This is a genomic window from Streptococcus gallinaceus (assembly GCF_040545695.1).
GTDB lineage: Bacteria > Bacillota > Bacilli > Lactobacillales > Streptococcaceae > Streptococcus > Streptococcus gallinaceus.
Genome location: NZ_JBEPMK010000001.1, coordinates 26,529 through 39,402, shown reverse-complemented (window position 1 = coordinate 39,402; position 12,874 = coordinate 26,529). Strand labels below are relative to the sequence as shown.

The 12,874-nt window shown below is 41.6% G+C and carries 13 protein-coding genes; 1 reads left to right on the top strand and 12 read right to left on the bottom strand.

The annotated features are described in order from the left end of the window. Positions 1 to 2: 2 nt before the first annotated feature. The 11 genes from ABID27_RS00250 to typA all read right to left on the bottom strand — a co-directional run bounded on the left by ABID27_RS00250 (position 3) and on the right by typA (position 10,792). A complete protein-coding gene (locus ABID27_RS00250; RefSeq protein WP_354279438.1) occupies positions 3 to 797 on the bottom strand; it encodes a YlmH family RNA-binding protein in 795 nt (264 codons plus the stop codon). 2 nt (positions 798 to 799) lie between these two features. Beyond that, positions 800 to 1,063 (bottom strand): YggT family protein, encoded by a 264-nt coding sequence (locus ABID27_RS00245; RefSeq protein WP_253365946.1) that lies wholly within the window; start codon positions 1,061 to 1,063, stop codon positions 800 to 802. Positions 1,064 to 1,066: 3 nt separating this feature from the next. Then, positions 1,067 to 1,639, bottom strand: a complete 573-nt coding sequence (locus ABID27_RS00240; protein WP_354279436.1) for a cell division protein SepF — start codon at positions 1,637 to 1,639, stop codon at positions 1,067 to 1,069. A 14-nt stretch (positions 1,640 to 1,653) separates the two neighbouring features. Next, a complete protein-coding gene (locus ABID27_RS00235; RefSeq protein WP_354279434.1) occupies positions 1,654 to 2,325 on the bottom strand; it encodes a YggS family pyridoxal phosphate-dependent enzyme in 672 nt (223 codons plus the stop codon). 1 nt (position 2,326) lies between these two features. Beyond that, a complete protein-coding gene (gene ftsZ, locus ABID27_RS00230; protein ID WP_253365940.1) occupies positions 2,327 to 3,562 on the bottom strand; it encodes a cell division protein FtsZ in 1,236 nt (411 codons plus the stop codon). 22 nt (positions 3,563 to 3,584) lie between these two features. Then, positions 3,585 to 4,964, bottom strand: a complete 1,380-nt coding sequence (ftsA, locus tag ABID27_RS00225) for a cell division protein FtsA (RefSeq protein WP_253365938.1) — start codon at positions 4,962 to 4,964, stop codon at positions 3,585 to 3,587. Positions 4,965 to 5,101: 137 nt separating this feature from the next. Continuing rightward, positions 5,102 to 6,106, bottom strand: coding sequence for a cell division protein FtsQ/DivIB (locus tag ABID27_RS00220; protein ID WP_354279431.1), 1,005 nt, complete (start codon positions 6,104 to 6,106; stop codon positions 5,102 to 5,104). After that, entirely contained in the window at positions 6,103 to 7,179 is a 1,077-nt protein-coding gene (locus ABID27_RS00215) for a UDP-N-acetylglucosamine--N-acetylmuramyl-(pentapeptide) pyrophosphoryl-undecaprenol N-acetylglucosamine transferase (protein WP_354279429.1), read from the bottom strand. Before ABID27_RS00215 ends, ABID27_RS00220 begins: the two co-directional genes overlap by 4 nt. A 1-nt stretch (position 7,180) precedes the next feature. Next, positions 7,181 to 8,536, bottom strand: a complete 1,356-nt coding sequence (gene murD, locus ABID27_RS00210; RefSeq protein WP_354279427.1) for a UDP-N-acetylmuramoyl-L-alanine--D-glutamate ligase — start codon at positions 8,534 to 8,536, stop codon at positions 7,181 to 7,183. A gap of 99 nt (positions 8,537 to 8,635) precedes the next feature. Continuing rightward, positions 8,636 to 8,890 (bottom strand): DUF3165 family protein, encoded by a 255-nt coding sequence (locus ABID27_RS00205; RefSeq protein WP_253365929.1) that lies wholly within the window; start codon positions 8,888 to 8,890, stop codon positions 8,636 to 8,638. 51 nt (positions 8,891 to 8,941) lie between these two features. After that, positions 8,942 to 10,792: a translational GTPase TypA gene (typA, locus tag ABID27_RS00200; RefSeq protein WP_253365927.1), complete on the bottom strand. Its 1,851-nt coding sequence runs from the start codon at positions 10,790 to 10,792 to the stop codon at positions 8,942 to 8,944. 300 nt (positions 10,793 to 11,092) lie between these two features. Between typA and ABID27_RS00195 the strand changes: the two genes are divergently transcribed. After that, on the top strand, positions 11,093 to 11,782 hold the full coding sequence (locus tag ABID27_RS00195) for an excalibur calcium-binding domain-containing protein (RefSeq protein WP_253365918.1): 690 nt from the start codon (positions 11,093 to 11,095) through the stop codon (positions 11,780 to 11,782). A 42-nt stretch (positions 11,783 to 11,824) separates the two neighbouring features. On the opposite strand, the gene asnA is transcribed toward ABID27_RS00195, so the two are convergent. Then, positions 11,825 to 12,817, bottom strand: coding sequence for an aspartate--ammonia ligase (asnA, locus tag ABID27_RS00190; RefSeq protein WP_253365916.1), 993 nt, complete (start codon positions 12,815 to 12,817; stop codon positions 11,825 to 11,827). Positions 12,818 to 12,874 lie beyond the last annotated feature (57 nt).

The window sequence follows — 12,874 nt, the reverse complement described above, 5'->3', positions numbered from 1 at the left end:
TCCTATTTCTTAAAAACTTCAATTGCGATTTTATATTTTCCTTGTTTAGAGAAACCCAGCATTTCCTTAAAACGCACTCTGCCAAATCCTCTAACGCTAATCAGTTGCCCTAATTCGATAGATTTTGCAACTTGATTGGTTTCCACATAGTCTACCTTTACTTGGTTATTAGAAATCAGCTTAACCGCATTTCCTCTGGATAACCTAAAAGCTAGCGCCACAAACTTATCCAAGCGAAGACTAGACAAGAGTACTTCCTGTCGCTTTCCTTCTTCAGGACTAGCTAAACGAAGCTCCCTCCGGTCCAACTCCTGCCACTTGATAGGAGCCTTTCCTATCTTAGCAATCTGACTCTGAGCTAGTAGACCAAATTTTCGATCGATAAAGACAAGCGCTTGCGTATCATCAATCAAAATATCACCTAGAAATTGGCGTTTCATCCCTAGTTGGTTGAGCAAAGTGCCCAATACTTGAGAATGACTAATGGAATGAAATTTCCTTGGATAAAGAATTTCTAATGCCATTATATCATAATCTTGGCTATCTAACTCATAATAAGTGGGCGCAAGGATAATTCGTGAGAATTCTGTCTCCACAAAATCTCTGCTAGAAAATGCTTGTAGCTGAAAATAGGCTGCAATTGAATGAACAATTTCTTCTTGTTTTGGATTGCAAAAGCTGGTTAAACGATAAGAATAAGTTTCTTCAACCTGATAACAAAGGTCGATTATTTTTTCAACGAATCCTTCTTCTCCTGAAGCAAAATGCTGAAGAAGTTTCTTCTCATCCTTCTTCATCTTTAAGATGCAAGATAGAACAGATGAATCAGAAAGCGAGATAGCAAGTTCATTGCAATCATCACCACAAAGACTGTCCAATCCATTCCCACAAATTGAAGGTTCAATTTATAAAAGGGTTGGAGAACAGGTTTTACCAACCAGATAACCAGTTTACCAAACCAAGTTTCGTATAGTCCTGGTATCCAAGACATCAGAACGTAGGCCAATAAAACATAGGAATAAATCTCAATCGCTTTTAATAGTATAACAATAAAAATTTGCATCTACTACCTTCTCATATCAAAATCAAATTGACCATCTGCATCCGAACCAGATTGAACAGAACGCAAATCCTCAATATTCACCGTTACATTGACCGGTGTCAGCAACCACATCGTATTTGACACTTTTTTCAAATTACCAGAAAGAACTGAACGCGCACCATCTAAATAATCTAAACAGCGACGAGCTTGTGTCTCTGACATGTACTGAAAATCAATCAAAACGCTAATATTGTCCAATAGAAGATTGACAATCTCAGGTGCTTCTTCATATTTTTTAGGGAATTTGATATCAATGGTTGTACGTGATTCCGAACCGAATCCTCCTTGCGTACGAAGCTCTTGTTGACGTTCGTTTAAGCGTTGCAAATTTGATTTTTCTGTGTGAACAGGTTGACTCCGACGTCTCATAGGGACCTCTTCTGTCTCCCGTCTCTCCACTGGTTGCGGGGCAGGTGCAATACGCATCTTAGCAGATTCGTCAGCTGCAAAATGTTCCGCGCGCTGATCTTCATATTCAGCTGAGTCATCAATTTCAAAATAGCTAATCATGCTTTTTAATCTATCTTTAAATGCCACAATTCTCTTCCTTCTTATTTAAAAAATGCTGTACCAATCCGAACGAAAGTCGAACCGTTATCTATTGCTTCAGTAAAATCACCACTCATTCCCATACTCAATTCAGTAAAGGGCATATGAGGAAGATGCTTTTCTGCCAATTCTTTTCTGAGTGACTCTGCCTTTGAGAAAATCGCATTTAATTCCTCATGGCTGGCTTCAAATGGAGCCATGGTCATCAGTCCAACAAGTTCCACCTGCTCAAAATCCTTCATGACATCGACGGCCTGATCTATCTCTTCAATCGAAAAGCCGTGCTTGCTTTCTTCTCCAGAGATATTAACCTGAAGAAAACACTTAACTGGCTTTGTCGCACGTTTGTTGATTTCCTCAGCAAGTTTTACTGAGTCCAAAGCATGAAAATAATCAACATAATTGATTACAGCTTTTACTTTCCGTCTTTGTAAACTTCCAATCAAATGCCAAGTGAGATTTTCAGAAGAAAGTGCATGATATTTATCAAGAAACTTATCAACACGATTCTCACCAATATGCTGAATACCAGTATTTACCAATTCTTTAGCAAGAGAGCTGTCAACATACTTGGTGACAGCTATTACTCTTACTGAATTTTGAGGGCGATTGGCCTGTTTAGTAGCTAATTCTACCGCTGCAAAAACAGCATCTCTATTTTTTTGAATTGTCATCTTAGTGATTTCTGAAGAATGGTGGTGTATCCAACTCATCTTCAGTATCTTCGATTGCAAACTTTTCTACTGAAACAGCTGGTTTGCTTTCTGTGTCTACCGGACGCACAATACTTTCACGACGAAGATCCCATTCGCCAAAAGCTGAAGTTTTTGGTGTATCTTCATAGTTACGGTTTGTAACAACCGGTGCTGTTGTTGCAGACATGTCATAGCGAACTGGACGTACGCTTCCTGTTGGAGCAACATCTGCGCGGTGACGAATTGCTTTTTCAGCTGTTTCTTGACGAACACCTGTTGCAACAACTGTTACACGGATTTCATCTTTCATTGTATCATCAATTGAAGTACCCAACCAGATATTGACACCTTGGCCAGCAGCTTGATGCACAATTTCTGAAGCTTCTTCTGCTTCTGTCAAGGTCATATCGTAACCACCTGTTACGTTGACAATCACATCGTCAGCGCCATCAATTGTTGTTTCAAGAAGTGGTGAGTAAATAGCACGACGTGCTGCTTCTACTACACGGTCTTCTCCAGTACCGATACCGATACCCATCAAGGCGTTTCCTTTGTTTTCCATAACTGTCTTCACATCGGCGAAGTCCAAGTTAATCAAACCAGGATTAGTAATCAAGTCTGTAATACCTTGAACACCTTGACGAAGAACGTTATCCGCTTCGCTAAGCGCTTCAAGAAGAGGTGTTTTCTTATCAACGACTTCAAGCAAGTTGTTGTTTGAAATGATCAAGAGTGTATCAACTTGCTCCCGAAGGGCTTCAATTCCTTCGATTGCATAACCGCCGCGCTTGTTTCCTTCGAAACCAAATGGACGAGTCACGACAGCAACTGTTAGTGCTCCCAATCCTTTTGCGATACGAGCGATAACTGGTGCAGCACCTGTACCAGAACCACCACCCATACCAGCAGTGATAAAGACCATATCAGCGCCAGTCAAAACATTTGTCAATGCTTCTTCGCTTTCCTCAGCAGCCTTACGACCAACTTCAGGTTGACCTCCGGCACCAAGACCACGAGTCAATTTTGGACCTAATTGAATAACTGTCTCTGCTTTTGAACTGCTCAAAGCTTGAACATCTGTGTTAGCTGCGATAAATTCAACACCAGAAACACCTTCTTCAATCATACGGTTAATGGCGTTTCCACCGCCACCGCCGACACCAATAACTTTAATTACAGCACCAAGATTAGCTGCTGCTTCAAATGAAAATGACATACTTTATTTTCCTTCTCTTTCACTATTCAAACATACTACCAAAGAAACCACGCACCTTATCCGCAAATGGAACTTTTGGTTCACTTGCTTCATAGTCATCTGTATAAGATGGACTAACTGGTGCCACTTCAGGCTCAGCCTGCAATTCAGTTGTCAAATCTTTCTGAACTGGCTGTACTGCTGGACGTACACGTGGTGTATCAAATGGCACCTCAACAGGTTTTTGACGAAGTGTCGCTTCACCTGTAACTGCAACCTGTGCGATACGCTCCACATCATCCAAGCCACCCACATATTCAACAACACTAATCACGTGTGCAAATGCTGGGTTACGGATACCAATTTGATTTGGAACAAAGAGTTTAGTGTGAACACCAAATACTTCTTGAGCCAATTCGGCGATACCTGGCAAGATGGCGCCGCCACCAACCAGAACGACACCGCCCGGTAAATCCAAAGCGCGAGTGCGTTCCAAGTCTTGTTTCACTTTTGTGAAAATTTGACGGAGACGTGCAGAGATTACTTCTGACAAGTAGCGTTCTGTTACTTCGACAGGGGCATTTTCGCCAATCACTTCAACTGTGAATTTTTCTTTCTCAGTCGCTTCCTGCGGGTAAGCAATACCGTAGTTGAATTTCAAGTTTTCAGCGATGCTTTGTGATGTTGTCAATACTTTTGAAATGTCTTTTGTGACATAATCGCCACCTTCTTGATAGACATTTGTGTATTGCAATTCTTGGTTACGCATCACTGCAACTGTTGTTTGGCCACCACCAAGGTCAATCACTGTTGCACCAAATTCTTTTTCACCTTCGTTCAAGACAGAACGTGTGATAGCAAGTGGAGAAATCACAATGTTTTCAACTTGAACACCAGCACGCTCAACAGTTTTACGAAGGTTGTGAAGAATCGTTCTTGGTCCTGTGTAAAGGAGACCACGCATTTCAAGACGGATCCCCATCATGCCACGTGGATCTTTAATTCCTTGGAAGCCATCCACGACAAATTCTTCAGGTACAAAGGAAATCACTTCACGTTCTGGCGTCATGCTCTTTGTAAGAGCTGACTTCACAACATTTTGCACATCCAAATCAGTAATTTCTTGTGAATCCGTTGTAACAGGAATCATACCTTGTGTTGGCTCGATTTGAAGAAGATTAGCAGGTAGTCCCACGTTCACCTTATCAATACGGATTCCTGCTTTTTCTTCTGCTTGAGCAAGGGCAGTTTTGATTGCACCTGCTGCTACATCAATATTTACAATAATTCCATCCTTGACACCAGCACTTTTTACGTTGCTCACGCCAATGACATTCATTTCATCATTTATATATTCTGCCACCAATACTTTGATGGAGCTTGTTCCAATATCTAATCCTGTAAAAAAGCCATCTCTAGCCATCCTATCGGTCCCCTCTTACTTTCGACTTTCAAATATTTATCCCATTTCATAAAAATAGAATTATTCATCCTTCATTATACCATACAATGTGGAGAAATGGGGATTTTTTCTATTATTTCTCAAAAAAACTCCTCATTCTATTGAGCATAAGAAAAAATACCAACTTCCATATCTACGACGCTTGCAGCCGTTAATTGCGGAGTAATTTTTTCATAGTATGGCAATTTGCGCTCAACTTCAGACAATGGGACTAAAACCTTATTTCCATCATACATCGTAAGCGTTAACAAATCCGATGTCGCCCTGGTTGGAGTCAAATCTACTGTTTCGATATTTTTCACGATATCTGACTTAACCTTGACCAATTGCAAGGCCAACTCCTTCACTAGATCTGCATCTTTTAAATTGATACTGGTATATTGCTTAGGGAGCTGGTCTGATTGGATAGCCGTTTCAGAGATAGCTCCGTTAGACAAGACGGAGTGGTATTTGTCCCCTTTTTTTATGAAACCAATCTCTGTATATTCTTCCACCTGAATGGTAAAGTTTTGTGGAAATTGATAACTTATTTTGGCGGACTTCACCCAAGCACTTGTTTTTTCAATATTTTTAGCATAATCATCCTTGTGAAGCAAGGTAGTCAAGGCGTAATCTCTACTTGAAATTTGGCTATAAGCCAAGACTTTATCCGCTGATAATCGATTATTGCCAGTAACTGTAAAATTCTTTTGCTTGCTGTAAGGACTGATAAAATAAATCGAACTGATAACGAGGAAGAAACTAACCAAAAAGACGGGGACACTTTTCCAAATAATCGCGCTCGGAATAGGTTTCCTTTTGACTCTTGGAGCTTGAGTTTCCTGCTTTTCCTCCTTCTCCTCAACTTTTTTCAAGTGTTGGAGTGAGGGATGGCTCTCTTTTTCCTCTTGAGTCTCTTCTTGCTCGTCGTCCTGCATTTTACTAGATAAATAGGCCTGATGACGAGCCTTCCATTGTTGAAAAAACTCACTATTATCCGCAGTGTCCACTTCTTTTTCTGCTAGCTCGGTATCACTTTCTTCAACCGAATTCGAAGCTGTTTCTTCCAATTCTTCCACAGGTTCTTGTACAGTCTCTTGGTCTTTTAGATCTCGTTCTGTCATTTATCCATCTTTCTTTCCATATCTGTCAGGAGCAATTCGTAGAAAGAATCTACAGATTGGATTTCTGTTGAATTTTCCATATTTGAGAGGTAAAAATCTTTTTCGTCCAATAGGGCAGTTACATTTTTTATCAGATTATCCAAATTCAATTGGCTCTCATCCATCTGCTCCGCATAGCCTTTTTTCTCAAAATATTGGGCATTTTCCAGCTGATCTCCACGACTGGCTTGACGACCAAGGGGCACAATCAAGTGCAACTTCGCCATGGCAACCAATTCAAAAATGGTATTGGAACCACCTCGTGTTACGACCAAATCCGCTTCTTCCATCAAAGGCAGATACAAATCCGTCGCATAATCCACACGATAGAGGTTTTGTGATAGTTCATTAAGCGCCGGGTCACCAGTCAGGTTGATAATGTTGTATTTCTCGGTCAGAGCAGTCTTGTTTTCTGTGATAAAGTCATTGAAAACCTTGGCTCCCGCTGAACCTCCGATAAACAATAATGTTGGCAACTGACTATCAAAATACGACAAAATTTCTGGCATTTTCAGATTGACAACATTGGTTGCTTGCTGAACCTTTGTAACTGCACCCACATGCTTGATTTTTTCCAAGGTGTGGTTTTGCTCAAAAGTGCTGTACATAGTAGTCGCGAATTTATAAGCAATTTTATTAGCCAAGCCCATCGATAAATCGGACTCGTGTACATAAACAGGGACACCCAAAAGGCGCGCAGCCACTACTGGCGGCACGGACACAAATCCACCTTTTGAAAAGAGGGCTTGCGGGCGAATTTTGGCAATAATCGCTACTGATTGTAGCACGCCCCAGCCAACTTTAAAAACATCTAACATATTTTGCCATGAAAAATAGCGACGCAATTTCCCTGTTGCAATCGAGTGGAATTGAATTTTTAATCCAGACTTGGTCACCTGTTCATGCTCGACACCCTTGGCGTCACCAATGTAATGAACCTCCCAACCATCTTTTAAAAACTGCGGAATCAATAATAAATTGAGGGTGACATGACCAACCGTTCCACCGCCTGTAAACACAATTTTCTTGGCCATTTTATTCTCCCTTGAGCGCTTCAAATGCCGCGATGAATTCATCACCACGTACTTCGAAATTCTTGTACATATCCCAAGATGCATTGGCTGGACTAAGGAGAACGACATCCCCTTGACTAGCTAATTCAAAGGCTTTTTTCGTCGCATCCTTGACATCTGTAGCATCCACATAGGGCACTTGGGCTTTTTCAGCTGCACGTTTAACACGAGGGGCAGATTCGCCAAGAATGACCATCTGTTTTACCCCTGTAATATCTGGCACCAGTTCATCAAATTCATTGCCACGATCTAGACCGCCTGCAATCAAAATGACCTTGCTGTTATCAAATCCTGACAAAGCTTTTTGTGTTGCTAAAGTATTAGTTGACTTGCTGTCGTTATAGAATTTGACACCTGAGACTTCACCAAGTGACTGAAGACGGTGTTTGACACCGCCAAAATGAGCCAAGGTCTCCTTGATGGCTTGGTTGTCAATACCTGATAACTTGGCAACCGCAATGGTTGCGAGGGCATTTTCCACATTGTGAGAACCTGGAACGCCAATCTCCTCGGCTGCCATAATGGCTTCACCTTTAAAATACAATACACCCTCTTCTAAATAAGCCCCGTCTACCTTTTCAGTCGTTGAAAAAGGCACCACGGTAGCTTGGGTTTTATTTGCCAAATCCTTGGCCAAGTCCTGGTTGAAATTCAACACAATGACATCATCTGCTGTCATCTGTTCTTGAATATTCCACTTAGCCGCCACGTAGCCTTCAAAGTCCCCATGATAATCCAAATGGGTCGGCATGAGGTTGGTGATGACTGCAATATGAGAATGGAAATGTTCCACACCCATGAGTTGGAAAGAAGATAATTCCATCACAAGCATGTCCTTTTCACCTGCCTCTTGGGCAACCGAAGATGCTGGGAAGCCAATATTCCCACAGAGTTTTGCGGATTGCCCACCAGCATTCAAGACTTCTGCAATCATAGTCGTTGTGGTTGTTTTTCCATTTGAACCTGTAATTCCCACAATCGGAGCTTCCGAGATGAGATAGGCCAACTCAACTTCTGTCCACACAGGGATTCCTTTTTTCAGCGCTTTTTCCACCATTGGATTGGTATAGGGAATTCCGGGATTTTTCACCACAAGTGAAAATTCTTCATCTAGTAAATCCAAGGGATGGCTGCCACAGATCACTCGAATACCTGCTTCTAATAAATTTTGTGCGGTTGGATTTTCGTCAAATGGCTTTCCGTCATTGACGGTGACGATAGCCCCTAACTTGTCCAACAAACGTGCCGCTGACTCACCAGATTTGGCTAATCCTAACACTAAAACTTTTTTATTTTCAAAATTTTTGATTGATTTCATAATAATTCCATTCTAAGATTGACAATACTATTATTGTACCACTTCTAGCGGAAGTTTATCAAGCGAGAGAAAAGAGCCTGGAAATAAATCCAGACTCTTTTATTTTAGTTGTTTGTTTTTCTTATCCATAAAATAGATGTCCCGCAACCCCCAATAGCCAATCAAGCACATACCAATCACAATCCATAGTTCAGGAGGAGATTGAAGAACTTGTAAAAAGCCTAGGACAACAGCGATAACCAAACCAACCATCAGAAAGACGGATGCCACTAGGTTCATGGTTCCTTTGACATTGCGAGGAGCCATAAAAACGTAAAACAAAACCAGCATCATGGCTAAAATCAAATAAAACATGGCATTTCCTTCCCTCTGTTGATAGTAGACAAGAGTATTTCAGAAGCTAGATTAGGCTTCGTCGAGAGCTACTTTTTTCTTTTTGTTGGCTTTGTCACGTTCAGCCTTGTTGAGGATTTGCTTACGCAAACGAACTGACTCAGGTGTTACTTCCATGTACTCATCGTCGTTCAAGAATTCCAGTGATTCTTCAAGTGTCAAAATACGTGGCGTCTTGATAACAGCAGTTTGGTCTTTGGTTGCAGAACGAACGTTTGTCATTTGTTTTGCAGTTGTGATGTTGACACCGAGGTCATTTTCACGTGAGTTTTCACCGATAATCATTCCTTCGTAAACTTCTGTACCGGGGTTTACAAAGATTGTTCCGCGCTCTTCAATACGCATGATAGAGTAAGTAGTCGCTTTACCTTGGTCAATCGAAACAAGGGCACCACGATGACGACCACCAATTTCACCTGGAACAACCGGCAAGTATTGATCAAAGGTGTGGTTCATGATACCGTAACCACGTGTCATTGACAAGAACTCAGTTGAGTATCCGATCAAACCACGCGCAGGAATCAAGAAAATCAAACGCGTTTGGCCGTTACCAACCATTTGCATATCCAACATGTCACCTTTACGCTCTGAAAGGGATTGGATGATGGCTCCTTGGTATTCTTCTGGTGTGTCGATTTGTACGCGCTCAAATGGTTCGCATTTAACGCCGTCGATTTCTTTGATGATAACTTCTGGACGTGATACTTGGAGCTCATATCCTTCGCGACGCATTGTTTCGATAAGGATTGACAAGTGCAATTCACCACGACCTGAAACAGTCCATTTATCTGGTGAGTCAGTTGGGTCAACACGAAGAGATACGTCTGTTTGAAGTTCAGCCAAGAGACGTTCTTCAACTTTACGCGATGTAATCCATTTTCCTTCACGACCTGCAAATGGTGAATTGTTTACCAAGAAAGTCATTTGAAGAGTTGGCTCGTCGATACGAAGAACTGGAAGTGGCTCAACACAGTCAGTTGGTGTGATAGTTTCCCCAACAAAGATATCTTCCATACCTGAAACGGCAATCAAATCACCTGCTTTAGCTTCTTGGATTTCACGGCGTTCAAGACCAAAGAAACCAAAGAGTTTTGTAACGCGGAAGTTTTTCGTAGTTCCGTCAAGTTTTGAAAGGGTAACTTGGTCACCAACTTTAACTGTACCACGGAAGACACGTCCGATACCGATACGTCCAACGAAGTCATTGTAGTCAAGAAGAGATACTTGGAATTGAAGAGGCTCATCTGAGTTGTCAACTGGCGCTGGAATGTGGTCGATGATGGTATCGAAGATTGGTGCCATTGTTTGTTCTTGGTCAGCTGGATCATCAGAAAGTGAAGATGTTCCGTTGATAGCTGATGCATAAACAACTGGGAAGTCCAATTGGTCATCATCTGCACCGAGCTCGATGAAGAGTTCCAAGACTTCGTCTACAACTTCTGCTGGGCGAGCTGATGGTTTGTCGATTTTATTCACAACCACGATTGGAATCAAGTCTTGTTCCAAAGCTTTTTTCAATACGAAACGGGTTTGTGGCATTGTACCTTCGTAGGCATCAACAACCAAGACAACACCGTCAACCATTTTCATGATACGTTCAACTTCACCACCGAAGTCCGCGTGTCCTGGGGTATCCATGATGTTGATACGAGTATCGTTATAGGCTACGGCTGTATTTTTAGCAAGAATGGTGATACCGCGTTCTTTTTCGATATCGTTTGAGTCCATTGCGCGTTCAGCTAATTCCTTACGTGCATCCAAAGTTTGAGATTGCTTGAGCAACTCATCAACAAGAGTCGTTTTACCGTGGTCAACGTGGGCAATGATGGCAACGTTACGGATATCATTTCTTAAGTTTGTCATGTTTTCCTCTATAATATTTATTTTATTTCAACCCTAGCATTATACCACACTTTAAGGAAAATGGCAGAGCTGAGTCAATTGTAAATGTTTTCCTAAGGGAACATGAAAGAAAAAAGAGACATTCCTGCTTCTTTCACCTACAAATTCCAATTCTATAAATTGCTTAAAACTAAGTTTGTTGGTTTCATCTGGCCAAATGATTTTGTGCTAAATACTATTGAGTTTTTATTAAAAAAGCGTTTTCAAAACTATTTCAAAGTAGTATAATAATAAATAGAATAATATAAAGGAGTTATCCATATGAAAAAGAAATTATGGCTCATTACCTGCTTACTACTAGGTCTATCCAGTCTAGTCTTTGCAAGCGAATCTGTCTACGCCGACTCGCCAATTTACCGACTCTACAATCGTTCAAACGGTGAGCATCTCTACACAACTTCTCAAAATGAAAAAAATGTTCTCTATAGTCAACATGGTTGGGGATATGAGGGAGTGGCTTGGTATGCACCAGATGGCGGAACTCCCGTTTATCGTCTCTACAATGCAGGATTGCAAAATCACCTCTACACTTCAGACTTAAACGAAGTTCGCGTTCTTACTTCCTACCATGGTTGGACAAAAGACAACAATGGCCAGCCTGTTTTCTATTCAGGAGGTGGAACACCTATTTACCGTGTCTACAATCCACGTTTGCGCGGACTCCATCATTGGACAACTGACCGCAATGAATACAATGTATTGCCAAGACATGGCTGGTCTCAAGAAGGGATTAAATTCTATGCAAATCAATTAGGAAATCCTATTCGCACCCAGTATGCTAACCCTCAACCTGCACCCCAACCCGCTCCTAGCCCACAGCCTGCACAACCATACTATCCAAACTGTGCCGCTGTAAGAGCTGCAGGTAAGGCACCGATTCGCAGAGGAGACCCTGGTTATAGTTATGATCTAGATCGTGATCGAGATGGTATTGCTTGCGAAATTAGATAAAAAAGTCCTGAGATGTTTCTCAGGACTTTTTTATGCTTTTTCTTACAAAATATTTTCAAATTCTTCACGAACAGCTTCAGGCCAGACGCTGGATTGTACTTCTCCGATATGTTTTTTGCGAAGCAAGAACATAGCCAAGCGAGATTGGCCGATACCGCCACCAATTGTTAATGGGAAAAGACCTCGTAGAAGGGTCTTGTGCCAGTCATATTCCAAGCGATTCTCGTCTCCTGTAATGGCACATTGGCGTTTGAGCGCATCTTCGTCAACACGGATTCCCATAGACGAAATTTCAAAGGCGGAACCTAGTTGCTCGTTCCAGACCAAAATGTCACCATTGAGACCCTTGTAGCCATTTTCAGATGGGCTTGTCCAGTCATCATAGTCCGGTGCACGGCCGTCATGTGGTTTTCCATCTGCTAATTCGCCACCAATACCAATGAGGAAAACAGCACCGTATTCTTTGGCAATCTCATTTTCACGTTCTTTCGGTGTCAAATCTGGGTAGCGCTCAACCAATTCTTCCGAATGCACAAAGGTAATTTGCTTTGGCAAAATCGAGTCGATGTCATAACGCGCTTCAACTGCCAACTCGGTCAGACGAATGGCTTTATAGATCTGCTCAACTGTTTCTTTCAAATAGGCCAAATTCCGGCGACCATCTGGAATCACTTTTTCCCAGTCCCACTGGTCCACATAGACAGAGTGAGTTTGGTCCAAGGAATCCTCATCTGGGCGCAAAGCTTTCATATGAACAAAGAGCCCTTCGCCTTCATTGAAACCAAAGCGAGCCAAGGTATGGCGTTTCCACTTGGCCAAGGAATGAACGACTTCATAGCTTGCGTCTGGAATCAGCTTGACATTTACCTTAACCGCATTTTCCACACCGGACAAATTATCCTGCATCCCGTCGCCAACACGACTCAAAATAGGTCCTTGCACTTCCACCACTTCTAACTTATCTTTTAGATACTGAGTGAAGGTGTTTTTTACAAAGGAAATCTCTTCCTGCTGATGAATGAAACTTTTTTTCATATAGAAACCTCTCAAAATAAGTTAGTACTATTTTACTACTTTTCAACAAAAAGAAAA